The sequence below is a fragment of the Micromonospora sp. NPDC002575 genome (genome assembly GCF_042889525.1).
Classification (GTDB): Bacteria; Actinomycetota; Actinomycetes; order Mycobacteriales; family Micromonosporaceae; genus Micromonospora; species Micromonospora carbonacea.
The window spans coordinates 148790-173592 of record NZ_JBIARA010000011.1 but is presented as its reverse complement, the minus strand read 5'-3'; the positions used below and the strand labels follow the sequence as shown (position 1 = coordinate 173592).

Annotated in this window: 17 protein-coding genes and 3 pseudogenes; 12 read left to right on the top strand and 8 right to left on the bottom strand. The window is 75.2% G+C overall.

Annotated features, from left to right (window positions below; genetic code table 11):
* Positions 1–385: 385 nt before the first annotated feature.
* The 3 genes from ACFYWL_RS18255 to ACFYWL_RS18245 all read right to left on the bottom strand — a co-directional run bounded on the left by ACFYWL_RS18255 (position 386) and on the right by ACFYWL_RS18245 (position 3087).
* Positions 386–1159: a hypothetical protein gene (locus ACFYWL_RS18255; protein WP_386973980.1), complete on the bottom strand. Its 774-nt coding sequence runs from the start codon at positions 1157–1159 to the stop codon at positions 386–388.
* 151 nt (positions 1160–1310) lie between these two features.
* On the bottom strand, positions 1311–1700 hold the full coding sequence (locus ACFYWL_RS18250) for a hypothetical protein (protein WP_386973977.1): 390 nt from the start codon (positions 1698–1700) through the stop codon (positions 1311–1313).
* A gap of 226 nt (positions 1701–1926) precedes the next feature.
* A complete protein-coding gene (locus ACFYWL_RS18245; protein ID WP_386973974.1) occupies positions 1927–3087 on the bottom strand; it encodes an acyltransferase family protein in 1161 nt (386 codons plus the stop codon).
* Between the two features lie 198 nt (positions 3088–3285).
* On the opposite strand from ACFYWL_RS18245, the gene ACFYWL_RS18240 reads away from it, so the two are divergent.
* The 10 genes from ACFYWL_RS18240 to ACFYWL_RS18195 all read left to right on the top strand — a co-directional run bounded on the left by ACFYWL_RS18240 (position 3286) and on the right by ACFYWL_RS18195 (position 14281).
* The gene (locus tag ACFYWL_RS18240) at positions 3286–4608 is read left to right on the top strand and encodes a polysaccharide pyruvyl transferase family protein (protein WP_386973971.1); all 1323 of its coding nucleotides are present in this window, start codon (positions 3286–3288) and stop codon (positions 4606–4608) included.
* Between the two features lie 90 nt (positions 4609–4698).
* On the top strand, positions 4699–5817 hold the full coding sequence (locus ACFYWL_RS18235; RefSeq protein ID WP_386973969.1) for a glycosyltransferase family 2 protein: 1119 nt from the start codon (positions 4699–4701) through the stop codon (positions 5815–5817).
* Positions 5814–6377, top strand: a complete 564-nt coding sequence (locus ACFYWL_RS18230; protein ID WP_386973966.1) for a GNAT family N-acetyltransferase — start codon at positions 5814–5816, stop codon at positions 6375–6377. Before ACFYWL_RS18235 ends, ACFYWL_RS18230 begins: the two co-directional genes overlap by 4 nt.
* Positions 6374–7423, top strand: coding sequence for a pseudaminic acid synthase (gene pseI, locus ACFYWL_RS18225; RefSeq protein ID WP_386973963.1), 1050 nt, complete (start codon positions 6374–6376; stop codon positions 7421–7423). The genes ACFYWL_RS18230 and pseI overlap by 4 nt, the downstream gene beginning before the upstream one ends.
* A gap of 190 nt (positions 7424–7613) precedes the next feature.
* Positions 7614–8597 (top strand): UDP-N-acetylglucosamine 4,6-dehydratase (inverting), encoded by a 984-nt coding sequence (gene pseB, locus ACFYWL_RS18220; RefSeq protein WP_386973959.1) that lies wholly within the window; start codon positions 7614–7616, stop codon positions 8595–8597.
* Positions 8594–9751, top strand: a complete 1158-nt coding sequence (locus ACFYWL_RS18215; RefSeq protein WP_386973956.1) for a DegT/DnrJ/EryC1/StrS family aminotransferase — start codon at positions 8594–8596, stop codon at positions 9749–9751. Before pseB ends, ACFYWL_RS18215 begins: the two co-directional genes overlap by 4 nt.
* A gap of 10 nt (positions 9752–9761) precedes the next feature.
* A complete protein-coding gene (locus ACFYWL_RS18210; RefSeq protein WP_386973953.1) occupies positions 9762–10604 on the top strand; it encodes a hypothetical protein in 843 nt (280 codons plus the stop codon).
* Entirely contained in the window at positions 10594–12489 is a 1896-nt protein-coding gene (locus tag ACFYWL_RS18205) for a class I SAM-dependent methyltransferase (protein WP_386973950.1), read from the top strand. The genes ACFYWL_RS18210 and ACFYWL_RS18205 overlap by 11 nt, the downstream gene beginning before the upstream one ends.
* On the top strand, positions 12486–13217 hold the full coding sequence (locus ACFYWL_RS18200) for a cytidylyltransferase domain-containing protein (RefSeq protein ID WP_386973947.1): 732 nt from the start codon (positions 12486–12488) through the stop codon (positions 13215–13217). The genes ACFYWL_RS18205 and ACFYWL_RS18200 overlap by 4 nt, the downstream gene beginning before the upstream one ends.
* Complete coding sequence (locus tag ACFYWL_RS18195) at positions 13214–14281, top strand: PseG/SpsG family protein (RefSeq protein ID WP_386974186.1); 1068 nt, start codon at positions 13214–13216, stop codon at positions 14279–14281. Before ACFYWL_RS18200 ends, ACFYWL_RS18195 begins: the two co-directional genes overlap by 4 nt.
* Here ACFYWL_RS18195 and ACFYWL_RS18190 read toward each other — a convergent pair.
* Complete coding sequence (locus tag ACFYWL_RS18190) at positions 14259–16217, bottom strand: hypothetical protein (protein WP_386973944.1); 1959 nt, start codon at positions 16215–16217, stop codon at positions 14259–14261. The genes ACFYWL_RS18195 and ACFYWL_RS18190 overlap by 23 nt on opposite strands.
* Before the next feature lie 124 nt (positions 16218–16341).
* On the opposite strand from ACFYWL_RS18190, the gene ACFYWL_RS18185 reads away from it, so the two are divergent.
* Entirely contained in the window at positions 16342–16974 is a 633-nt protein-coding gene (locus tag ACFYWL_RS18185; protein WP_386973942.1) for an alpha-ketoglutarate-dependent dioxygenase AlkB, read from the top strand.
* A gap of 80 nt (positions 16975–17054) precedes the next feature.
* Positions 17055–18377, top strand: coding sequence for a uracil-xanthine permease family protein (locus tag ACFYWL_RS18180; protein ID WP_386973939.1), 1323 nt, complete (start codon positions 17055–17057; stop codon positions 18375–18377).
* Positions 18378–18398: 21 nt separating this feature from the next.
* On the opposite strand, the gene ACFYWL_RS18175 is transcribed toward ACFYWL_RS18180, so the two are convergent.
* The 4 genes and pseudogenes from ACFYWL_RS18175 to ACFYWL_RS18160 form a co-directional block, all read right to left on the bottom strand.
* Entirely contained in the window at positions 18399–20888 is a 2490-nt protein-coding gene (locus ACFYWL_RS18175) for a DNA topoisomerase (ATP-hydrolyzing) subunit A (RefSeq protein ID WP_386973936.1), read from the bottom strand.
* A gap of 80 nt (positions 20889–20968) precedes the next feature.
* A pseudogene (locus ACFYWL_RS18170) lies at positions 20969–21607 on the bottom strand (toprim domain-containing protein); the annotation flags it as partial.
* A gap of 6 nt (positions 21608–21613) precedes the next feature.
* Positions 21614–23086 (bottom strand): annotated as a pseudogene (locus ACFYWL_RS18165) (DNA topoisomerase); the annotation flags it as partial.
* Positions 23060–24520 (bottom strand): annotated as a pseudogene (locus ACFYWL_RS18160) (ATP-binding protein); the annotation flags it as partial. The pseudogenes ACFYWL_RS18160 and ACFYWL_RS18165, both read right to left, overlap by 27 nt.
* Positions 24521–24803: the final 283 nt, after the last annotated feature.

Here is a 24803-nt window from a genome sequence, read left to right as displayed (position 1 = left end):
GCCGACTCATCCGACGTCAGCCGCCCCGCAACGGGACGACGAGCCGCGAATCCCCGGCGAATAACGCCCCCGGTCGAACAGAATGCTCCGCCTGCCCGATCCCCCAAACCCGTGACCCGCCTCACGCCCCACCCACCCCCCGCCCCGGCCCCTCGCCCCCGCCCCCTCACCCCGGCCCGACTCGCCCCGGTGATCAAGAGAAAAGCGTCAGGGTTGATCTCCACGATGACGCAAATCTCTTGATCACCGCACCGAGTCGGGCCGGGCCGCGGCGCACCGCGCCGGGCCGCACCGGGCCACACCGGGCCGCGCCGGACCGCACCGGGCCGCACCGGACCGCACCGGGCCGCGCCGGGCCGGGCCGGGGTGGGTTGGGGTGGGGTGGTTAGCCGAGTTGGGCTGGGTGCCAGCGGGGTGGGTGCCAGCCGAGGGCTTTCAGGGCCCTGCTGGAGGCCGTTGCGCTGGCCGCCGGCACCCGGGCGGGCCGGACCCGCTCGGCGGCGGCGTACGCCTCGGCGGCGAGCGCCCGGGCGGCTTCGGCGGCCAGTTCGGCGTCGTCCCACGCGGCCCGCTCGCGTGCGGCGGCGGCGCGGTAGCGGGCCAGCCTGCCGTCCCGGACGGCCCGGGCCAGGACGACCTCCTGCTCCACCGGGTGCCGCCGGGGGTCCCATCCGCCCCGGCGGGCGAAGACGTCGCAAAGTTGCCCGATGGACAGCTCTCCCCGCAGGTGGGCCGCCGTGGCGGCGTGGTGCAGCCAGCGTTCCCGGGCCGCGTACTCGGCCGGGGTACGCGGGGTGTGCGGCGTCGGCAGGGCGGTCGCGTCGCGGAAGCGCCGGGCGGCGGTCTCCGCCTCGTCGTACGCCTGCCAGGCCCGCTCGGCGGCGTCCTGGGCGGCCGTCCAGGCGGCCCGCCGGCGGCGGGCGTTCTGCGCGGCCCCGGCGGCGGCCACGGCCACCTCCTCGGCGTACCGGCGCAGGTCGGCGGCCTCGGGGGCGGGCGGGGCGGCGGGCCGGGACGGTGGCTCGGCGGCGGGCGGACGGTCCCGCTCCGGGCGGGCGACCAGCACGGCGAGCACGGTGAGCGCCAGCACGAGCAGCACCGACCAGATGGCGGCGGCCAGCGGCACCTCGGTCAGGAACTGGTAGAGCACGATGTCCATGGTCGGCACCTCACGGGGGTGGAGGCGGAAAGGGATCCGCGCCGCCGCCGGGCGGGGCGCGTACGGCGGGGCGTGTGCGGCCGGACCCGGCGGGCGGGGGCAGCGGTGGGTTCGTCGGCGACGGTGCGGGCGGGCGGGCCCGCCGCGTGGCTCAGGCGGCAGGCGGCGCGCGGGGGCCGGCGGCGGTGGGGACGAACCCGGCCGGCACCCGCTGCGGGGCCGGCGTGGCGGCCGGCGGGGGCCCGGCCTCGGCGGGCGGCGGCGCGTCGGCCGGAGGCAAGGGGCCGGCGGCGTCCGCGGCGGCGGTGGCGCCCGCGACCGACACGGAAACGGCGGCTCCCGCCGATTCGTCGGCAGCGGAGCCCGCGACGGCGGTGGCCGCGGTGGCCGGGCCGGGCTCGACGCCACCGGTAGCCATCGCGCCGAGCGGCAGCGACGCGGTGCCCAGGGAGAACGCGACCACGACGGCGAGGGCCGCCAGCATCCGTGCGGTCCAGCGCGCGACCCACCACAGGGGACAGGTCAGCGCGACGGGAAGCACCACCCCACGCTACCGTCGCCGGCCGCACGACGCACCGCCGGCGAGCGTGTCACCTGCTCGGCGCGGCGTGGCGTGGCGCACGACCGCCGGCGGCCCGGGGCACGGCCGGCGGCGGCGGATCGGGGGCGCACCACCGCCGGCGGGTCGGGGCCCGGCCGGCGGGTCGGGGGCGCGGCCGGCGGGTCGGGGGCGCGGCCGGCGGGTCGGGGGCGCGGCCGGCGGCGGGTCAGGGCGCGGCGGCGGCCGGGGCGCGGGGCCGGCGCGGCGGCCCGAGCAGGCGGGTCAGCGGCGTCTCCACCCACCGGTGCAGCAGCGCGGCCAGGCCGAGGTTGACCAGCAGGAAGCCGACCGCCGCCAGCGGGCCCCACCAGCCGGGCAGGCCCGTGCCGAGCCGGTCGGCCAGCCGCAGAACGGTGATCATGACGAAGACGTGCACCAGGTAGAAGGCGAAGGAGACCTCGCCGAGCCAGACCATCGGCCGGGACCGCCACGGCGTCCGCGCGCCGCGCACGTCCGCGTCGGCGGCGGCCACGATGACCAGCAGGTACGCCGCCGCGAGCAGCGCCGCCCACAGCTCGGCGCGGATCCATTGGGCGGCGACCACCCAGGTGACGACGAAGATGACGCTGGCGGCGGTGAGCCCGGGACCGCGCCAGCGCCCCCGGCGCAGCAGCTCGGCGGCGGCCACCCCCATCCAGAACTCCAGGGATCGCACGACCGGGAAGATCTGAGTGAACCACCAGGTGCTCTCCTGCGGCACCAGGCGCTGCCCGGGCCAGAGCGCCACGATCAGCAGCGGCACGGCTGCCACCACCGCCCACAGTGCCCCGACCGGGGCCCGGCGCACCAGCGGCAGCGCGAACGGCAGGCAGACGTAGAAAAACAGCTCGCAGGAGAGCGACCAGCTCACCGAGTTGACGCTGTAGAAGTAGCCGGGCGTCGGGTCCCATGCCTGGACCAGGAACAGGTTCTCCAGCGCGGCGCGGACGTTGACCGGGTCGGCGAAGACCCACACCCCGGTCGCCAGCACCACCGCCCACATCAGCAGGTGGTTCGGGTAGATCTTGGCGAGCCGGCGGCGCAGGAAGTCGCGGCGGCGGTCCCCGTCGCGGGCCGACCAGACCAGCACGAAGCCGCTGAGGATGAAGAAGAACTCGACGCCGGAGAGGCCCAGCGTGAACAGCCAGTCGACGACGGCCTTGGCCTCGGGCTGGCCGACGATCCGCATGGTGCCGACGTGGTAGCCGAAGACGAGCAGGGCGGCGACCCAGCGCAGCCCGGTCAGCGAGGGCAGCCGGCTGGCCGGGCGGGCCGGCGCGTCGGGGCGTACGACGGTCGGGGCGCCGGGGAGGCCGGTGGTCCGACCGTCCGCGGGGGTCACCAGCACCGCTCTCCTCCTCGCGGACGCCCCGGGCCGACGCCGCCGCCCGGGTGGCGGCGGGCCGCGCGGTGCCGCCCCGCCGGCACCCTACCCGGTGCGGCCGGGCGCGCCGCCCGCCGTCGGGCGTCCCCTGACGCGACTGGCGGTGGCACGGGCGCGATGGCCTAATATCGCGGTCTCGGCCACGACGAGGGGACAACACGGATGCACCAGCGGATCCTGCTGCGGGCCAAGAAGGGGCCGTTCGACGTCTACTCGCCGGAGGAGACGTTCGAGCGCAACTGGATCGGTGAGAACGCCGGCAATCTCGTGTTCAGCCACGCGGCGCACAAGCTGCTGCGGACGTCGACGGCGGAGGTCACCTCCTCGGAGTTCCGGGTCAACCCGCGCGAGGCCGACGAGATCAACGAGCGGTTCGACGTGTTCGTGGTGCCGCTGGCGAACGCGTTCCGGCGCAGCTACGCCCACCGCCTGGTCGCCATGACCCGGCTGATCGAGCGGTTGAAGATCCCGGTGGTGGTGTTCGGGGTCGGCGCGCAGACCAACGTCGACGCCGACCGGGAGTACCTGCGGCCGATCGACGACGCGGTGAAGGCGTTCGTCTCGGCCGTGCTGGACCGGTCGCACACCATCGGGGTGCGGGGCGAGATCACCGAGGGATACCTGCGGACCCTGGGCTTCTCCGCCGTCGACGTGATCGGCTGCCCGTCGATGTTCCTGCACGGCGACAGCCTGCGGGTCGACAAGCGCAAGACCACGCTCACCGTCGAGGACCGGGTGGCGCTGACCGTCTCCCCGTACGTGAAGTCGATGGCGAAGATCATCGCCTCGCACCATCGGCGGTACCCGAACCTGCGCTATCTGCCGCAGGACCTGAAGACGCTGGGCACCCTGCTCTTCGGCGACGCGCCGGAGGACCGGGGCAAGAAGGCGGCCATCCCGATCCACACCTCCCACCCGCTGTTCACCGAGGACAAGGTGCGGATGTTCGTCGACCCGTGGACGTGGATGGACTACCTGTCCCGCTTCGACTTCAACTTCGGCACCCGCATCCACGGCACGATCACGGCCCTGGTGGCCGGGACGCCGGGGTACCTCTTCGCGCACGACTCGCGGACGCTGGAGCTGGCCCGGTACTTCGACATCCCGCACCGGCTGATGAAGGACGTCCCGCCGGACGTGGACGCCATAGAGCTCTACGACGAGGCCGACTACACCGCGCTCAACAACGGGCACAAGGCCCGGTACGCAACGATGACGGCGTTCCTGGCCAAGCACGACCTCGGGGTCTCCTTCGCCGACGGCGACAGCGCCGCCCGGTTCGACCGGCAGGTCGCCGAGACGACCTTCCCCCCGGCGGTACGCGCGCAGTCGGCCACCGACCCGGCCGAGCTGATCGCCCGCATCCAGTGGCTGCACGACCGCAACCAGGAGCTGAAGGAGACCGTCGCGGGGTTCGAGTCGCACCGGCTGCGGGCCCGGGTACGGGCGGCCGGCGGCCGGGTGAAGCGGATGCTCAACCGTTAACCCTCCGTAGGGGGTCTGTTCAGCGAGCCCACCCCGGGCGGATACGCCAGGTTCCGGGGCCGTCCATCCGGGCGGTCGAAGGTGTCGGGCGTGGTCAATGAGCCGACGCGGAGCCCACTGCTGAGCATCGTCGTCCCGGTGCACGGCGTCGAGGCGTACCTGTACCAGTGCCTGGAGTCGATCCTCGGCGGCCTGCCCACCGCCGAGGCCGCCGAGGTCGAGCTGGTCGCCGTCGACGACGCCTCCCCGGACCGGTGCGGGGAGATGCTGCGGTCGTACGCGGCCGGGCGGCCCCAGGTGCGGGTGGTCTCCCTGACCCGCAACGTCGGGCTGGGGCTGGCCCGCAACGCGGGGCTGGCGGAGGCGACAGGCCGGTACGTGTGGTTCGTCGACAGCGACGACTGGCTGCCCCCGGGGACCCTGCCGGTGGTGCTGGACCGGCTGCGCCGCGACGAGCCGGACGTGCTGCTGGTGGACCACCTGCGGGTGCACGAGGGCGGCCGGCTGGAGGTCGACGCGAGCAGCCACCTGCTGCGCGGGGTCGACGGGTGCGTCCGGCTGGCCGACCGGCCCGCGCTGCTGCGGGTGCAACACACCGCGTGGAACAAGGTGGTCCGCCGGGCGTTCCTCGACGAGCTGGAGCTGCGCTTCCACCCCGGCTGGTACGAGGACATCCCGTTCAGCCACCCGCTGCTCATCGCCGCGGACCGGATCGGGGTGCTGGACCAGGTCTGCTACCACTACCGGCAGGGCCGGCTCGGCGCGATCACCTCCACCCGCAGCGGCCGGCACTTCGACGCGTTCGTCCAGTACGAGCGCCTCCAGCAGTGGGTGGCGGAGCACGTCACCGAGGACTGGATCCGCACCGACCTGTTCGGCCTGATGATCAACCACTATCTGGTGGTGGTGGGCAACGACGGCCGGGTGCACCCGAGGCTGCGGCGCGGGTTCTTCCGCCGCGTCGCCGAGCACTACCGCCGCTACCTGCCCTCGGGCGGGTACGCCCGGCCGGGCGGGGTGGCCGGGCTGAAGCACCGCCTCGTCGCCCGGGACAGCTACCTCGCGTACAAGACGTTGCGCCGGGCGCACCGGCTGGCCGGCTCGCTGCGGCCGGCCTCGCCCGCCGGCGCGGCCCCCGCCGGGGCCGGCCCGCACAGCGCCGCGCCGGCGGAGGCGGACCAGGGCAGCGCCATGGCGGGCCGGGGATGAGCGGGCCGAGATCGGGCGGGGCCGCCGCCGTCCGGGCCGGGGCCGCCGCGAACCGGGCGGGTGGCGCGCTGCGGCCCGCCCGCGACGCCGACCTGGCGACGATCCTGCGCTGGCGCAACCACCCGCAGGTCCGCGAGGTCAGCCTCACCCGGCACGAGATCGGCCCCGCCGAGCACGCCGCCTGGTGGGCGGGCGTACGCGTCGACCCGGACCGGCGGGTGCTGGTGCACGAGCACCTCGGGCAGCCCTGCGGCGTGGTGACGTTCTCCGGCGTGACCAGCCCCGACAGGGCGCTGACCTGGGGCTTCTACCTCGACGTCGAGGGGCTGGACGCGCGGCGGGCGCTCATGCCGGCCTGGCTGTCGCTGGAGCAGGCGGCGATCGCGTACGCGTTCGACACCCTCGGCGCGCGCAGCCTCGGCGGGGAGACGCTGGCCACCAACCGACCGGTGCTAGCGCTGCACCGGCGCTTCGGATTCACGATCGTCCGGCGCTACGAGCGGGACGTCGACGGCACGCCGCACCAGGTGGTGTGGACGCAACTGAGCAGGGGAACATGACGACAGTCAAGATCGGCCCGCACGCGGTGGGCACCGGCGAGCGGCCCTTCGTGGTCGCCGAGATGTCCGGCAACCACAACGGCAGCCTCGACCGGGCGCTGGCCATCGTGGACGCGGTGGCGGCCAGCGGCGCGCACGCGCTCAAGCTCCAGACGTACACCCCGGACACGCTGACCATCGACGTGGACGCGCCGGAGTTTCGCATCTCCGGCGGCCACGAGCTGTGGGGCGGCGAGCGGCTCTACCAGCTCTTCGAGCGGGCGCACACCCCGTACGAGTGGCACGGGCCGATCTTCGAGCGGGCCCGCCGGCACGGCCTGACGGTCTTCTCGTCGCCGTTCGACCGCTCGGCGGTGGAGCTGCTGGAGGAGCTGGACGCCCCGGCGTACAAGATCGCCTCGTCGGAGCTGGTGGACCTGCCGCTGATCCGGCTGGTGGCCGCCACCGGCAAGCCGATGGTCATCTCCACCGGCATGGCCACGGTCGGCGAGATCGACGCCGCGGTGACCGCGGCCCGCGAGGGCGGCGCGGGCGGCATCGTGCTGCTGGCGTGCACCGCGTCGTACCCGGCTCCGCCGCAGGACAGCAACCTGCGTCGGCTGCCGGTGCTGGCGGACACGTTCGGCGTGCCGGTCGGGATCTCCGACCACACCCCCGGCATCGGGGTGCCGGTGGCGGCGGTGGCGCTGGGCGCCTGCCTGATCGAGAAGCACGTGACGCTGCGCCGCGCCGACGGTGGGGTGGACTCGGACTTCTCGCTGGAGCCGACGGAGCTGGCCGACCTGCGCGTCGAGTCCGAGCGGGCCTGGGCGGCGCTGGGCGTCACCACCATCGGCCCGACCCCCACCGAGCGGGAGGGGCTGCGGTTCCGGCGGTCGCTGTACGTGGTGGCCGACGTGCGCGCGGGCGAGCCGGTGACCCGGGACAACGTGCGCTCGATCCGCCCGGCCGGCGGCCTGCCCCCGGCCGACCTGGACCGGGTGCTCGGCCGCACGTTCCGCCGCGACGTGCCCCGGGGCACCGCGCTGGGCTGGGACCTTATCTGACCGGCGGACATGTCCCGTTCACCTGGCGGACCGCTGCCGACGCGGGACGGGCATGCCTCATTCACCGCCCACGTCGCGCCCGTTCATCGTCCGGCGTGGGGCTGTTAACTCTGCCGGCTTAGCGTCACGAACCGTCCGCCGGCCGGCACCGTCCCCGGCCGGAAGATCAAACCGACCTTGGGAGCACCAGTTGAGCGAGTTGAATGGGTCCTCCATTCTGATCACCGGGGGCACCGGGTCCTTCGGCCGCACCTTCCTGCGGCACGTCCTGGCCGAGGCCGACCCGGCCCGGGTGGTGGTGTTCTCCCGCGACGAGCTCAAGCAGTACGAGCTGCGCCAGCAGCTCGGCGACGACCCGCGGCTGCGCTGGTTCATCGGCGACATCCGGGACCGCCACCGGCTCACCCGGGCCATGCACGGCGTCGACCACGTCGTGCACGCCGCCGCGCTCAAGCAGGTGGACACCGCCGAGTACAACCCGTCGGAGTTCATCGCCACCAACATCACCGGCTCGCAGCACGTCGTCGACGCGGCCATCGAGGCCGGGGTGAAGAAGGTCATCGCGCTCTCCACCGACAAGGCGTCCAGCCCGATCAACCTGTACGGCGCGACGAAGCTGGTCGGCGACAAGCTGTTCGTCTCGGCGAACCACTACGCCGCCCACCACCCGACCCGCTTCGCCGTGGTGCGCTACGGCAACGTGGTGGGCAGCCGAGGCTCGGTGGTGCCGCTGTTCCGTCGGCTCGCCGCCGAGGGGAAGAGCCTGCCCGTCACCGACAAGCGGATGACCCGGTTCTGGATCACCCTGGACCAGGCCGTGCAGTTCGTCATGGACTCGTTCGACCAGATGCAGGGCGGGGAGCTGTTCGTGCCGCGCATCCCGAGCATGCGCATCCTCGACCTGGTGGAGGCCGTCGCGCCGGACGCCACCACCCACGAGATCGGCATCCGGCCCGGCGAGAAGCTGCACGAGGAGATGATCGCCCCGGACGACAGCCGGCGGACCCTGCGCACCCCCGACCGGTTCATCGTGCAGCCGACCATCGCCACCTGGGGCTACCAGCCGCCCGCGCACTGCGAGCCGGTGCCGGACGGGTTCGCCTACCAGTCGGACACCAACGACGAGTGGCTCGGCGTGGAGCAGCTGCGCGCCATGCTCGGCATCGCCGCATGATGGCGATGCTCCCGTACGGGCGGCAGTCCGTCACCGACGACGACGTCGCCGCCGTGGTCGCCGCGCTGCGCAGCGACTGGCTCACCACCGGCCCGCAGGTCGACGCCTTCGAGGCGGACCTGGCCGGCTGGACCGGCGGGGTCGGCTGCGCGGCCGTGTCCAACGGCACCGCCGCCCTGCACGTGGCGTACGCGGCGGCCGGCGTCGGCCCCGGCGACGAGGTGATCGTGCCGCCGATGACGTTCGCGGCCACCGCCAGCACCGCCGTCGCGCTCGGCGCGCGGGTCGTCTTCGCCGACGTCGAGCCGGAGACGTACACCCTGGACCCGGCGGCGGTCGGCGCGGCGCTGACCGGCCGGACGAAGGTGGTGGCGGCGGTCGACTACGCCGGCCACCCCGCCAACTACGACGCGCTGCGGGCGGTGCTCGGCGGCGGCGACCCGCTGCTGCTGGCCGACGCCGCCCACTCGATCGGCGCGGCCTACCACGGCCGGCCGGTCGGGTCGCTCGCCGACCTGACCACGTTCTCGTTCTTCCCGACGAAGAACCTCACCACCGCCGAGGGCGGCGCGGTCGCCGCCGTCAGCCCGGCCCTGCTGGAGCGGGCCCGCCGGTTCCGCAACCACGGCCTGGTGCGGGACCGCGCCGCGCAGCGCTGGCCCGACGAGGGCGGCTGGCACCAGGAGATCCACGAGTTCGGGCTCAACTACCGGCTGCCCGACGTGCTCTGCGCGCTGGGCCGCAGCCAGCTGCGTCGGCTGCCCCGGTTCCTGGCCCGCCGCGCCGAGCTGGTCGCCCGCTACGACGCGGCGCTGGCCGACCTGCCCGGCGTGTCGGTGCCGGGCCGGCGGTCCTGGGCCGAGCCGGCCTGGCACCTGTACCCGATCCGGGTGCACGAGGGCCGCCGCCGCGCCGTCTACGACGCGATGCGGGCCGCCGGGATCGGCGTGCAGGTCAACTACATCCCCGTGCACTGGCATCCGGCGTTCGCGGAGCTGGGCTACCGGCGCGGCTCCTGCCCCGTCGCCGAGGGGTTCTACGCCGAGCAGCTCTCCCTGCCGCTGTTCCCCGGCCTCACCGACGCCGACCAGGACCGCGTCGTCGACGCCCTGGCCGCCGCCCTGCACGCCGCCCCGGCGCGCGCCGCCGCCTGAGGGGACCGGGATGCACCACGCGAACCACTTCTACGGCCACGCGCACGTGCTGGCCCGCTACTGCGGCCTCGGCGACGGGCACCCGCCCCGGATCAACGGGTACGTCCAGCACGGCTGGAACATCGGCGACGGCCTCGCCCCCGGCCACCCGTACGTCGAGGGCACGCCGAGCCTGCTGTGGTCGGAGCAGACCCGGCGGCGGGCCTGGTCGGTGGGGCGGCGCAACGTCGTGGTGACCGGCGCGCCGTTCGCGTACCTGCTGGCGCTGCGCGCCGACGACCCGCCGGAGCCGCAGCGGGAGGGCACCATCTGGTATCCGTTCCACGGCTGGGAGGGCCAGCACGTGCGCGGCGACCACCGGGAGCTGATCGCCCGCATCCGCGCCACCGAGCCGGGCCCGGTCACCGTGTGCCTCTACTGGCACGAGTACGGCATGCGCCGGGTCCGCCGCCTCTACGAGCAGGCCGGGTTCCGGGTGATCTGCCACGGCTACCGGGGGCACTGGTGGAAGGACACCGACCCGCTCTTCCTCGACAAGCAGCTCACCGAGCTGCGCCGGCACCGCCGGGTGGCGTCCAACCGGCTGACCAGCGCCATCTTCTACGGCATCGCGGCCGGTTGCGAGCCCGCCGTCTACGGCGACCCGATGATCCTCGCCGACGAGGACCCGACCTTCGGCGGCACCGCCCGCATCCGCCGGCAGTGGCCGGACCTGCACGGCGAGTCGGTGCACCTGCCGACGGCGGTCGAGATCGCCCGCGCCGAACTGGGCACCGACCACCGCTGCACGCCGGCCGAGCTGCGGGAGCTGCTGGGTTGGGCGACCCTCCAGGAGGAACACGTTGACCACTGACACCTCGACCCGCATCGCCCTGCCCGGCGGGGAGATGCTGGCCTGGTCGGACCTGACCGGCCGGCGGCTGCCCGGCGGCGGGCCCCTCGCGGCGCTCGCCGCCCGGGTCACCCCGGCCGGCGCGCGGGTGCTGCTGGCCGGGCCGCACGACCCCGAACTGGTCGACCGGCTGGCCCACGCCGACGTCACCTGCCTGCTGCGCAGCTGGCCGGACGGGTCGGCGCTGGCCGAGGACCGGCCCGTGCGGGTGGTGGTCGGCGGCCCCGGCGGGTTGCCGGCCGACGAGACGTTCGACGTGGTGATCGCCGCCGCCGGCCTGGACGCGGTGGAGTCGGTGGAGGGGACCCCGGTCGGCTGGGACGGGCTGCTGCGCCGGCTCGCCGCCGTGCTCGCCCCGGGCGGGACCCTGCTGCTGCGGCTGGACAACCCGGTGGGCCTGACCCGCTTGGTCGACACCGCACCCTGGTACGCCGGCCGCGACGACGCCGACTGGGCGATCGGCGGGGCGCTGGACGCCGGCCGCCCCGCCAACACCGACCAGCTACGGGACCGGCTGGCCGCGGCGGGGCTGCGCCCCGGCGGCTGCTTCGCCGCGTACCCCGAACCGGACGCGCCCACCGCGCTGGTCGACGCCAGCGCGCTGGCCGCGCACCCCGGCAGCGGGCTGCTGGACGCGGTGCTGCACGGCGCGTGCGCGCCGGGCCGCGCCGACCGTCCCGTGCTCCAGGACCCGGCCCGGCTCGCGGTCGACGCGCTGCACGCCGGGCTGGGCGCGGCGCTCGCTCCGGGCTGGCTGGTGCTGGCCCACCGCGCGGCCTCGGCCGTCCCCGCGGCGGGCGACCCGCCGGACCCGGCCGGCACCGAACCGGGGGCGGCCGGCACCGGCGGGCTGCCGGTGCTGTGGGTGCAGAGCGGCCCGCCCGGGTTCGGCGTGGTGGAGGTGACAGCGGCGGCGGACGGCTGGCGGTGGCGGGTGCCCGGGCCGGTCGCGGCGGCCACGGACGCCCCGTTCGCCACCCGGGCGGCGGCCTGGCGGGACCCGGCCGTGCTCACCGGGGCCGTGCCCGAGGGGCGGCTGCTGCGCACCGTGCTGCTCGACGCCTGCCTGCGCCGCGACCTGGCCGCCCTGCGCCGGCTGCTGCGCGGGTACGCGGCCTGGCTCGACGCGCACGCCGACGACGCCGGCCGGCTCACCGGCGCGACGGCCCTGGCCAGCCTCGACAACGTCGTGCTCACCGGCGGCGGGGCCGCCCCGGCCCTCGACGCCACCGGTGCCGCCCCGGCGTTCGCGGTGCTCGATCCGAGCTGGCGGGCCAGCGACCCGTGGCCGTTGGACGTGACGCTGGCCCGGGGCCTGTGGCGGTTCGCCGCCACCCTGGCCACCGGCGGATACGCCCACCCCTGGTCGTCCACCCTCGACGTGGCCGGGCTGACGGTGGTGCTGGCCGGCACCGCCGGGCGGGACCTGGACCGGGCGACGGTGACGGCCGCCGTCGACGCGGAGGTGGCCGTGACCGCGGCGCTGCGCGGGTTGGACGGCGCCGCCCGCGTCGCCCTCGCCGACGAGCTGCGCGCGGTCGAGCCCACCGCGCCCCCTGCCGGCCTGGACAGCCACCAGCAGCTGCGCGAGGCGTGGCGGCGGCAGAAGGACGAGCTGACCCGGCTGACGGCCCTGCTGCGCTGGACGGAGGAGCTGCTCACCTCCCGGGAGCGGGCGCTGCGCCGGGCCGAGGCGACCATCAACCTGCTCAGCGGCTCGATCAGCTACCGGGTCGGCCGGCTGGCGATCACCCCGGCCCGGCTGGCCAAGCGGGGCGCCCGCGCGGCGAAGCGGCGGGCCAAGGACGCCCTCGCGCCCCGGCGCGACGAACAGGAGCAGCAGTGACGCGGATCGTGGGGATCGTGCAGGCCCGCATGGGGTCCTCCCGGCTGCCCGGCAAGGTGCTGCGGCCGCTGGCCGGGCGCTCGGTGCTCGGCCGGGTGGTCCGGGCCGCCGCCGACGGCGGGGTGCTCGCCGACCTGGTGGTCGCCACCAGCACCGACGCCGCCGACGACGCGGTCGTCGCCGAGTGCGCCCGGCTCGGCGTGGCCTGCCACCGGGGCCCCGTCGACGACGTGCTCGACCGGTTCGTCGGCGCGCTCGACGCGCACCCCGGCGACGCGGTCATGCGGTTCACCGCCGACTGCCCGTTGCTCGACCCGGAGATCGTCCGGCTGGTCGCCGACGTCTACCGGGCCGTGCCGGGGCTGGACTACGCGAGCACGTCGATCGCCCGGACCCTGCCGCGCGGGCTGGACGTGGAGATCATCCGGGCGGACACGCTGCGTACGCTGCACCGCATCGCCACCGACCACCACCGGGTGCACGTGACCTCGTACGCGTACACCCATCCGGAGCTGTTCCGGGTGCTCGGGGTGACGCTCACCCCCGACCGGTCGGCCCTGCGGCTCACCCTCGACACCGAGCAGGACTGGGCGCTGGTGCGGGCGGTGACCGACCACTTCGGCGACGTCAGCGTCCCGCTGGCGAAGCTCGCCGACTGGTTGGCGGGCCAGCCGGCCCTGCGCGCCCTGAACGCCGCGGTGCGGCAGAAGCGGCTGGAGGAGTCCTGAGCACCGTACGCGTCGGGGTCCGCTGCGACGCCGGGCCCACCCGGGGGGTGGGCCACCTGGTGCGCTGCCTCGCCCTGGCCGAGGAGTTCCTCGCCCGGGGCCACCGCGTCGAGTTCTTCGGCACCGTCGAGGGGATCGACTGGGCGGCCCGGCAGCTCGCCTCCCGGGGCATCCCGCTGCACCCCGGGCCGCAGCGCCCCGCCGACCTCGTGGCGGCGGCCCGCCGGCACGGCCTCGACGTGGCGGTGCTCGACTCGTACGAGCTGGACCCGGCCGGGGCGGGGGCGCTGCGCGCGGCGGGGGTGGTGACCCTCGCCGTCGTCGACGGCGACACCCGGGGGCAGGACGCCGACGTCTACCTGGACCAGAACCTGGGCGCGACGCACGGGCCGCTGCCCGGCCGGCTGCTCGCCGGCACGGCGTACCCGCTGCTGCGCGACGCGGTGGTGGCCGCCCGGCCGGCGAGGCCCCGCCCCGCGACGCCGACGGCCCGGCCCCGGGTGCTCGCCTTCTTCGGCGGCACCGACGCGTTCGGGGCGGCCCCGGTGCTGGCCCGGGTGCTGCTGGCCACCGGGCACCCGATGGACCTGACCGTGGTCGTCGGCCGCGCCGACGTCGAGGCGGAACTGGCGGCGCTGGCCCCCGGCCGGGGGCAGGCGGTGCGGCCCGTGCCGCCCACCGACGACCTGCCCGCCCTGGTCACCGCCGCCGACCTCGTGGTCAGCGCCGCCGGCACGTCCACCTGGGAGCTGTGCTGCCTCGGCGCGCCGGCCGCGCTGGTGTGCGTGGTGGACAACCAGCGCGAGTCGTACGGCCGGGTGGTCGACGCGGGGCTCGTGGCCGGCCTCGGCGAGTTGCCCGCGTTGGCCGCCGCCGGGCTGCCCGGCCGGACGGCCCGGTCCGGGGCCACGCGGACGCTGCGCGCCCTGCTCGACTCCCCCGAGCGCCGGGCCGCCCTGGCCGCCCGCGCCTGGGCCACGGTCGACGGGCGGGGCCGGGCCCGGGTCGCCGACGCCGTGCTCGCCCTCGTCGCCCCGTCGGTCAGGGCAGCCGCTCCACGCTGACCCGGGCGCGCAGCTCGGGCCGGGCGGCGAGCAGGTCCTCGACGGTGCGCGCCGCCGCCGCGTCGACGGCCAGGAAGCGGATCGGCCCCGGCACCGCCGCCACCACGGCGGCGCTGCGGGCCGGCTCGCCCAGCGGCAGCCGGTAGACCGCCGGCCCCGACGCACCGGCGGTGCCCTGGAGGGTGGAGACGAACAGCGTCACCAGGTAGCCCTCGCGGCGGCGGTCGCTGACCACCACCGTCACCGTGCCCGGCGCGGCCGGCGGCCGGGCCAGCGCGCGGACCGTCAGCGCGGCCGGGCCCGGGCGGGCCAGCGAGCCCGACCACCAGGCCGCCGCCCAGGTGCTGGACCCGTCACCGAACGGCTGGGCGAAGATCCCGGTGCCGCGCGGCAGCCCGGCCGCCCCCGCGCAGGCCAGCACCACCGCAGCCGCCACCGCCCACCGCGCGCCGGCCCGCCGACCGCCCCCGGTGCGGCGGCCGGACGCCGGACGACCCGGCGGCGGCAGCAGCAGGGCCAGCGCGCCCGCGCCGACGAGCAGCACCGCCAGCAGCAGGTGCAGGGTCTTGCCGTAGTAGTAGCGCGGGTCGGTGCCCAGCGCCCGGAAGTAGAGCAGGAACCCCGCCGCGAACACGCCCGCCGCGGCGAGCGCGCCCGCGTAGCGCCGCCACGCCGGCAGCCGCCGGCCGGCGACCAGGCCCGCGCCGACCAGGCCCGCGAGGGCCAGGAACGCGTCGTAGCGGGGGAACACGCCGCCGCCGGTGGCGACGTTGTCCACCTGATCGGTGCGCAGCAGGCCGGCGACGGCCGGCAGCGGCGTCAGCGCCGCCGCCACCAGCGCCACCACCGCCAGCAGCCGCGGCCGGCGACGCAGCCTCCGCCGGTCGCGGACCAGCCACGCCGCCGCCAGCGCCGCGACCACCGGCAGGAACATCAGGTACGCGAAGCCGACCGTCACGCACAGCGCGCCGACCACGGCCACCTGGGTGCCGGCGCGGGCCACCGGCCGGCAGGTCAGCGCCACCAGCAGCACCGTCGCCGCCAGCCCGAGGCTCTCCCCCGGATAGCCGTAGACGACGAAGCGGGCCAGCTCGGAGCCGAGGCAGGCGGCCGTGACCGCGCCGGTCAGCGCCAGGGCCCGGGGCGGGTCGAGCTGCGGGCCGGCGAGCCGGTTCGCCGCCCACGTCACGGCGAGCACCAGCAGCCCCCACGCCCCGACCGACCAGCCCAGATAGTGGCCGAGGGCGTCGGCCGGGCCGGCGGGGGCCGTCGAGGAACGCAGGAACGTGTCCAGCAGCGCGGCGGTGAGGTGGAAGCCCTGCGGATACCAGACCATCCCCTCCGGGGCGATCCGCGCCGCCGCCTGCGGGTCGGTGAACAGGTACCCGCCGACGGCCCGGATGCCCTCCACCGTGGCCAGGTGCCGGCTGTTGTCCTCGCCGGTCATCGCGTACGCGAGGCGGCCGGCGAGGTCACCGGCGCGCAGGTACGGCCACGCCATGGCGGCGGCGGCCAGCAGCGCCGCCCCCACCGGCAGCAGGTCGGCGGCGGCCGGGCGGGGCAGCCTCAGCCGGCGGCCGGTGGCCGCCGCGATCCCCAGCAGGACCGTCGACGCGGTCCCCGCCACCGGCACCGGGTGCAGCCCCCACGGCCAGGCGGAGAAGAGCAGCCCGGCGGCGCACGTCGCGCCGGCCAGCAGCGCGCCGGCCAGCACCAGCCGGTCCAGCAGGGTCCGGCCGCCGCGCAGCAGCCCGGCCGTCAGCCCGAGCAGCACCAGCGGCAGCAGCCCGGCCAGCCCCGCCGCGTACGCCAGCAGGGGCACGACCCACGCGGCGGCGAGCCAGCCGACCAGCCGGCGGGCGTGGCGGGCCGGGCGGCCCGGCGGCGGCTCCGGCGGCCCGGCCGGCGCGACGACGGTGGTGAGCTGGCTCTGCACCCGGTCACGCTAGGCCCGGCCCGGCGACGGGCGGCGACGCCGACGTGTGCGGCAGGTGGCCGGCGGGTGACGGGGCCGCGACGCGCTCGCACGCGTGTACGAAAGTCCAGGTAGGCTGCGGGGCATGTCCGGTGCCGCCTACCAGCCGTCGATGCTCGACCTCGCCGCCGACGGCCCGTCGCTGGGCCCGCTCGCCGGGCTGCGCCGGCGCCCGCTGAGCCGGGGCGCCTGGGTCGACCACCTGCCCGGCTGGGTGCGCGGCTCCGACGCGGTCCTCGACGTGCTGCTCGCCGACGTGCCCTGGCGGGCCGAGCGCCGCACGATGTACGACGCGCAGGTCGACGTCCCCCGGCTGCTCTGCTGGTATTCCGGCCACCGGGAGCTGCCCCACCCGGTGCTCACCCGGGCGCGGGCGGCGCTCACCGCGCACTACGCCCCCGAGCTGGGCGAGCCGTTCGTCACCGCCGGCATGTGCCTCTACCGCGACGGTCGCGACAGCGTCGCCTGGCACGGCGACACCCTGGGCCGCTCGGCGCACACCGACACCATGGTCGCCATCGTCTCGTTCGGCGCGCCCCGGCCGCTGCTGCTGCGCCCGCGCGGCGGCGGCCCCGGCCTGCGTTTCCCGCTCGGCCACGGCGACCTGGTGGTGATGGGCGGCTCCTGCCAGCGCACCTGGGAGCACGCGATCCCGAAGACCGCGCGCCCGGTCGGCCCCCGGGTCAGCGTCCAGTTCCGCCCCGCCGGGGTCGCCTGAGCACGGCGCACGGCCCCTCTGCTAGAAACGACTTCCAGGGTCTCCGCCCCGCACCGCCGTCGACGCGAAAGGGCGCCGCGATGACCGAGACCCCCACCGAGCCACGCTCCCGCTGGTCCCCCTGGACCCTGCACGGCGACGGCCGGTCCGTCACCCCCGGCGACGTGGTGCACCCCGGCGAACGCCTGTCCTGGCCGCGTACGGTCGGCGTCGGCGTGCAGCACGTGGTGGCGATGTTCGGCGCCACCTTCACCGTGCCGCTGATCACCGGCTTCCCGCCGGCCACCACGCTGTTCTTCTCCGGCGTCGGCACCCTGCTCTTCCTGCTGGTCACCGGCAACCGGCTGCCGTCGTACCTCGGGTCGTCGTTCGCGTTCATCGCCCCCGTGCTGGCCGCGAAGGCCGACGGCGGCATCGGCCCCGCGCTCGGCGGCATCGTCGTGGCCGGCGTCGCCCTGGCCGCCGTCGGCCTCGTCGTCCAGCTCGCCGGGGCGCGCTGGATCGACGCGCTGATGCCGCCCGTGGTCACCGGCGCCATCGTGGCGCTGATCGGGCTCAACCTCGCCCCCGTCGCCTGGGACGGCGGCGGCAGCGGCACCGGCGTCAAGGCCCAGCCCCTGATCGCCGTGCTCACCCTGGCCGCGATCCTGCTCGCCACCGTCGCGTTCCGGGGCTTCGCGGCCCGGCTGTCCATCCTGCTCGGCGTCGCCGTCGGCTGGCTGATCGCCGCCGCCCTCGGCGGCCTCGACCCCAAGGCCGTCGACGGGCTGCGCAGGGCGGCGTGGGTCGGCCTGCCCGAGTTCCACGCGCCGAGCTTCAGCCTGCGCGCGACGGTGCTGGTGATCCCCGTGATCCTCGTGCTGATCGCCGAGAACGCCGGACACGTCAAGGCCGTCGCCGCGATGACCGGCCGCAACCTCGACCGGGACATGGGCCGGGCGTTCCTCGGCGACGGGCTGGCCACGATGCTCGCCGGCTCCGGCGGCGGCTCCGGCACCACCACCTACGCGGAGAACATCGGCGTGATGGCGGCGACCCGCGTCTATTCCACCGCCGCGTACTGGGTGGCCGGGCTCGCCGCCGTGCTGCTCGGGCTCAGCCCCAAGTTCGGGGCGCTGATCCTCACCGTGCCGGCGGGGGTGCTCGGCGGCGCGACCACCGCCCTGTACGGCCTCATCGCCGTCCTCGGCGCGCGGATCTGGATCGAGAACCGGGTCGACTTCCACGACCCGGTCAACCTGATGACCGCCGCCGTCGCCCTGATCGTCGGCGCGGCCAACTACACGCTGACCAGCGGCGAGCTCTCGTTCAACGGCATCGCCCTCGGCACCGCCGCCGCCCTGGTCACCTACCACGGCATGCGCCTGGTCGCCCGCCTGCGCGCCCCCACCCCGTCGAGCTGACCGGGGCGGGGGCGCGGCGGCTCAGTCGCGTTCGATCTGGTGGCCGACCACCGTGGGGCCCAGCATCACGGCGAAGCCGCTGCCGTCGCGGCGCGGGTCCGCCGGAGGCAGCTCCACGGGGTCGCCGGTCGCCGTCGCGCCGACCGGCCGGGGGCCGACCCACGCCACCACCAGATCCGTCTCGCCCTTGAGGAACCGCTGCGCGCGCACCCCGCCGGTCGCCCGCCCCTTCGCCGGGTACGCCCCGAACGGCGTCACCTTCACCGTCGCGCCGGTCGACGTCACCACCATCGGCTCGCCGTGGGCCGGATCGTCCTCCCGGACCGCGCCGAAGAAGACCACCCGCGCCCCCGCCGGCAGGTTGATGCCGGCCATGCCGCCGCCCTTCGTCCCCTGCGGACGCACCGCCGAGGCCGGGAAGCGCAGCAGCGACGCCTCGGAGGAGACGAACGCCAACGTCTCCGCCCCGTCGGTCAGCCAGGTCGCACCGACCACCTCGTCGCCCTCGCGCAGCCCGATCACCTCGAACTCGTCGGAGCGCACCGGCCAGTCCGGGGCGCACACCTTCACCACGCCCTGCCGCGTGCCCAGCGCCAGCCCCGGCGAGCCCTCCCCGGTCGCGCCCAGCGGCGCCAGCCCCACCACCGACTCCCCCGGCTCCAGCGGCACCAGCTCGGCAGCGGACATGCCACCCCGCAGCGACACCGTGCCGGCCTGCTCCGGCAGCACCGGCAGCGGCAACACGTCGATCTTGAACGCCCGGCCGGCGCTTGTCACCAGCAGCACCCGGCCCCGGGCCGTGGAGTGCACGAGCGCGCGTACGGCGTCGTGCTTGACCCGGCCGCTGCGCCGACGCCCCTCGGACGCCTCCTCCGACTCGGCCGCGGTGCGGGCGACGAGCCCGGTCGCCGAGAGGATCACCTGGCACGGGTCGTCGGCCACCTCCAGGGGACCGGCCGGCGCGGACGCGGCCAGCACCTCCTTCAGGTCACCGTCGACAAGCGTCGTGCGCCGCTCGGTGCCGAACTTCTTCACCACGGCGGCCAGCTCGTCGGAGACGACCTTCCGCAGCACCTTCTCGTCGTCGAGGATCGTGGAGAGCTGCGCGATCTCCTTGCGCAACTGCTCCTGCTCGGCCTCCAGCTCGATCCGGTCGAACTTGGTCAGCCGCCGCAGCGGAGTGTCCAGGATGTAGCTGGCCTGGATGTCCGACAGCTTGAACTGGCGCATCAGGCCGTCCTTCGCCGCCTGCGCGTCGTCGCTGCCCCGGATCAGCCGGACCACCTTGTCGATGTCGAGCAGGGCGATCAGCAGGCCGTCGACCAGGTGCAGCCGCTCCTGCCGCTTGCGCCGCCGGTAGGCGCTGCGCCGGGTCACCACGTCGTAGCGGTGCCGCAGGAAGACCTCCAGCAGCGCCTTCAGCCCCAACGTCTGCGGCTGCCCGTCGACCAGGACCAGGTTGTTGACGCCGAACGACTGCTCCAGCGGGGTCAGCCGGTAGAGGTCGGCCAGCAGCGCCTGCGGGTTGACCCCCACCTTGCACTCGATGACCAGACGGGTGCCGTTCTCCCGGTCGGTGAGGTCCTTGACGTCGGCGATGCCGGTGAGCCGCTTCGTCTTGTTGACCTCGTTGGTGATCGCGGCGATGACCTTCTCCGCGCCCACGCCGTAGGGCAGCTCGACCACGGTGATCGCCTGCCGGCCCCGGCTGCCCTCCAGCGGGCCGATCTCCACCCGGCCGCGCATCCGCACCACGCCGCGCCCCGTCTCGTACGCCCGGCGCACCTCGTCGAGGCCGAGCAGCACGCCGCCGGTCGGCAGGTCGGGGCCGGGGACGAACTCCATCAGCCTGTCCAGGTCGGCGTCCGGGTGGTTGATCAGCCACCGGGCGGCGGAGACGACCTCGGCCAGGTTGTGCGGGATCATGTTGGTCGCCATCCCGACCGCGATCCCGGACGCGCCGTTGACCAGCAGGTTGGGGAACGCCGCCGGCAGCACCGTCGGCTGCGTGAGCGAGCCGTCGTAGTTGGGCTCGACGTCGACCGTGTCCTCGCCCAGCTCGCCGACCAGCAGCATCGCCTCGTGCGACATCCGCGCTTCCGTGTAGCGCGCCGCAGCCGGGCCGTCGTCTGGGCTCCCAAAATTTCCATGCCCGTCGATGAGTGGGACGTTGAGCGAGAAGTCCTGGGCGAGCCGGACCATCGCGTCGTAGATCGCGGTGTCGCCGTGCGGGTGGTAGCGGCCCATCACGTCGCCGACCACCCGGGCCGACTTCACGTGCGCCCGGTCGGGCCGGTGCCCCGCCTCGTGCATCGAGTAGAGGATGCGCCGGTGCACCGGCTTGAGGCCGTCGCGGGCGTCGGGCAGGGCCCGGGAGTGGATGACCGAGAAGGCGTACTCCAGATAGGAGTCGGAGACCTCGGTGACCAGCGGGTTGTCGAAGACCCGCGCGCCGGCCTGGTCGAAGGCGGCCAGGTCCGCCCGGGGACCGGTGTTCTTACGGCGTGCCATGGTTCAGCTCTCTCCTGCGCGGGCCACGGTCGGGCGGCGGTCTTCCCGGCGGGCCGGGGCGGGGCGGGGGCGGGTGGTCCTCATGCGTCGATCGCGTCCCGGTCGACCCGGTCGGCGGACTCGATCAGCCAGTTGCGGCGCGGCTCGACCTTCTCCCCCATCAGCAGTTCCAGGATCCGCTCGGCGGCGTCGACGTCGTCGAGGGTGATCCGGCGCACCGCCCGGGTCGCCGGGTTCATCGTGGTCTCCCACAGCTCGTCGGCGTCCATCTCGCCGAGGCCCTTGAACCGGGGGATCGGGGTGACGATCTGCCTGCCGGCCTTCTCCAGCCTGCGGACCGTCGCCTCCATCTCGGCCTGGGTGTAGGTGTAGGTCGTCTGGGGGTTGCGCCCCTTCGTGGTGATCTTGTGCAGGGGCGGCATCGCGGCGTAGAGCCGGCCGGCCTCGATCAGCGGGCGCATGTACCGGGCGAACAGGGTGATCAGCAGGGTGCGGATGTGCGCGCCGTCCACGTCGGCGTCGGCCATGATCAGCACCCGGCCGTACCGCATGGACGACAGGTCGAAGGTGCGGCCGGAGCCGGCCCCGAGCACCTGGACGATCGCGGCGCACTCGGCATTGTCCAGCACCTGCTGGAGGTTGGCCTTCTGCACGTTGAGGATCTTGCCGCGGATCGGCAGAAGCGCCTGATATTCGGCGGTACGCGCGACGCGGGCGCTGTTGTGGACGAACACACCGGCTTCGAGGGCGAAGTTGTGGTAGCCGTCGACCGTCAGGTCGTAGACGTCCGCCGTCTCGTCCAGCGGCTCGACCGACACCACACGGTGGTTCACCAGGGAGGCCGCCTCGCGCAACCGCCCGTAGTCTCCGTCGTAGAGGCCCAGCAGCCTGTCGAAGCGCAGACCGGTCCGGGCGGTCCGCAGCCGCTCCGCCTCGTAGGCGGCCGCCATGTCCTCGTCGGCGAGCGACAGCAGCGGCGCGAGACGACGCAGCGCGGCCAGGCGGCGACCCTCAAGTTGTCGGGCCACCCGGTCCTCGCGGGGAACGGACGCGACGTACCGGGCGCGTCCGGCCTGTACGCGGGCGAGGTGACCGGTGCCCGCATCGGTCATCCGCCGCCGCATCCGACGGGAGTGCTGCTCACCGAACTGAGGGTTGTTCCGATGCCAGGCGGACACCGCGTTGCGCTGGCGCTCGCGCTCCGTGGGATCCGCGAACTGCTCGACGGTCTTGCCAGACCGCCAGGTTCGCAGGTCGTGGTCCTGCCACTGCCGAAGCGAGCGTTCCCGCCACTCCGCCCGACGGGCCGGGTCGGCGAAGAAGCGACGGACCCGCTCGGCCGCCGCCTCCCGGTGCTCCGGCTGCGACCAGTAGGTGGCCTGCCGCTCGCGCATCCGCTCGGCGTAGGCGCGCCGGTCGTCGGGGCCGAGCGCGTTGTACCAGTCCTGGAAGGCCTGCTCCAGCTTGGCCCGAAACGCGGGGGACTCGTTGAGCGTGAACAGGCGGGCGAGGCACGCCTCACGGAAGGCTGGCTCTTGCCACTGAGCGGTGAGCATCGCCGAGCGGATCTCACGACCGCCGTTGTCGAACCACTCGCGCCAGCCGGCATGGACGTGCTCACCCATCATCGCGGCGTGCAGGGCGGCGTGGTCCGCCCACGTCATCCTCCGCAGATTGCGCGGGTCGTTGTTGCGCTTGTCGATGTCGATGTGATGGCGGACGTTGCCATTGGTCGCGCTGTCCCGGCCGTGCCGCAGGTTCCAGGCGTCCGCCAGGTAATGGGTGTAGACCCACTCCTCCTTGTCGTTCATCCAGACCCGCTCGTACCCCTGGAGCTTCTGCCCCTCCGCCTTGCTGGACAGGCTGCGGTAGAGCGGCATCAGGGAGTCGCCCGGCACCAGTGTGTCGGCGCGCCGGTAGGAGCCGTCGCGTAGGCGGAACAGATGATCGGGGGTGCAGCGCACCGTCTCACCGTTGTCGATGGTGACCCGCACCAGCGGGGCATCGCGCTTCGTGAGCCGGGGCTCTACCAGCGGAGCGACGACGACGCGGCCGGCCTTGTTGGTGGTGTAGCCGAAGTGGCTGATGCCCTGCGCCCAGTCTGCGGCGAGATCGGCGAAGGAGCGGCTCCGGCCGGACGCCAGGGCGACCATCGTGTCGCCGGTGAAGCACCCGAGCGCGCTGTCGCCCTCGACGATGAACAGCTCGCTCCGATCGACCCCGGTCGCGCGGCAGTCGACCAGTTTCGGCGGCATCGACGCGCCCTCCAGGGCGGTCTTGCGGCGGGCCGCGTCCTTCTGCTGCTTCTGGGTGAGCCGGACCCGGGCCGCGTCGACGATCTTCTGGAGCACCGTGCGGGCCTCGGCCTTGGTGCGGCGGTCCTCCAGCCACGCCTTGACGTGCGCCTCGACCAGCCCCTGGAGCACCTTCGTGATGCCGGCGGTGGACAGCTCGTCCTTGGTCTGCGAGGTGAACTGCGGCTCGGGGATGCGCACGTGCACCACGGCCGTCATGCCCTCCAGGACGTCGTCCAGGGTGGGCGCGTCCTCCTTGGGCCGCAGCAGCCCCCGGGCGGAGCGGGCCGCCTCGGCGAGGGTGCGGGCCAGGGCCCGCTCGAAGCCCTTGCGGTGGGTGCCGCCGTGGGCGTTGCGGATGGTGTTGGTGAAGCACTCGACGGTGCGGTCGTAGCCGGTGCCCCAGCGGAACGCGATCTCGACCTCGGCCCGCCGCTGCACGTTGGACTGCATGACGCCGTTGGCGTCGGCGGCGTTCTCCCGGTAGGTGCCCTCGCCGGCGACCAGCAGCGTGCCGGAGACCGGCCGGTCGCCGGCCGGGGCGAGGAACTCGACCATGTCGGTGAGGCCGTTGGGGAAGTGGAAGGTCTCCTCGACCGGCTCCTCGCCGGTCTCGTCGCGCAGCAGGTAGCTCACGCCGGGGACCAGGAACGCGGTGTTGCGCACCTTGAGCCGGACGGCCTCGGCGTCGAGCGTGGCGCCGGTCTCGAAGTAGCGGGCGTCGTGCCAGTAGCGGATGGAGGTGCCGGTGCGCTGGCCGCGCTTCATCGTGCCGACGACCTGGAGGCCGGGGCCGGGGGTGAAGGCGGCGTCGGGGCCGGGGCCGGCGAAGACTCCGGGCACGCCGTGCCGGAACGACATGGTGTGCACCTTGCCGCCGCGCCGCACGGTGACGTCGAAGCGCCGGGAGAGGGCGTTGACGGCGGACGCGCCGACGCCGTGCAGGCCGCCGGAGGTCTTGTAGCCGGAGCCGCCGAACTTGCCGCCGGCGTGCAGGCGGGTGAGCACAAGCTCGACGCCGGAGATGCCGGACTTGGCGTGCACGTCGGTGGGGATGCCCCGGCCGTCGTCGTCGACCTGCACCGAGCCGTCGGCGTGCAGGATCACCTCGACGCGGGTGGCGTGACCGGCGACACCCTCGTCGGTGGAGTTGTCGAGGATCTCGTTGACGAGGTGACCCACGCCACGGCTGTCGGTCGAGCCGATGTACATGCCGGGGCGCTTGCGGACGGCGTCCAGCCCCTCGAGGTGCGTCAGGTCGTCGGCCCCGTAGAGCGTCTCAGGCTGTGCGGTCAACTGGTCGTACTCCCAGGTCTCGGCGGTGGTGGTGCCGCTCACCGGCTCGATCACCTCGCGCGGCGCGCCGCAGCGAGCCTAACGGGCAGGTGGGACAGGACGTCGGCACCCCGGACCTCGGGCCGCGCCGCCTGCGGCGCGGACGCCCGGCGGCGCGCCCGTGGGCGCCCCGACACCCGGGGTCAACGCCGCCGGGTCCGCGGTTCATCCCGCCTCCTCGACGGTACGCCGGCCGCCCGCCGCCCCCGCCCGGGCGACCCCTCGCTCCGGCGGCCGGCCGTTGACGCCCGTCACGCGCCCGTGATGTGATCACCGTCTCGTAGAA

Excerpts from the sequence above, each read along its gene's own strand:
- ACFYWL_RS18255 (WP_386973980.1), bottom strand. The coding sequence starts at position 1,159 with ATGGACATCGTGCTCTACCAGTTCCTGACCGAGGTGCCGCTGGCCGCC.
- ACFYWL_RS18240 (WP_386973971.1), top strand. The coding sequence starts at position 3,286 with ATGCACCAGCGGATCCTGCTGCGGGCCAAGAAGGGGCCGTTCGACGTC.
- ACFYWL_RS18230 (WP_386973966.1), top strand. The coding sequence starts at position 5,814 with ATGAGCGGGCCGAGATCGGGCGGGGCCGCCGCCGTCCGGGCCGGGGCC.
- pseI (WP_386973963.1), top strand. The coding sequence starts at position 6,374 with ATGACGACAGTCAAGATCGGCCCGCACGCGGTGGGCACCGGCGAGCGG.
- ACFYWL_RS18215 (WP_386973956.1), top strand. The coding sequence starts at position 8,594 with ATGATGGCGATGCTCCCGTACGGGCGGCAGTCCGTCACCGACGACGAC.
- ACFYWL_RS18210 (WP_386973953.1), top strand. The coding sequence starts at position 9,762 with ATGCACCACGCGAACCACTTCTACGGCCACGCGCACGTGCTGGCCCGC.
- ACFYWL_RS18185 (WP_386973942.1), top strand. The coding sequence starts at position 16,342 with ATGTCCGGTGCCGCCTACCAGCCGTCGATGCTCGACCTCGCCGCCGAC.
- ACFYWL_RS18180 (WP_386973939.1), top strand. The coding sequence starts at position 17,055 with ATGACCGAGACCCCCACCGAGCCACGCTCCCGCTGGTCCCCCTGGACC.
- ACFYWL_RS18175 (WP_386973936.1), bottom strand. The coding sequence starts at position 20,888 with ATGGCACGCCGTAAGAACACCGGTCCCCGGGCGGACCTGGCCGCCTTC.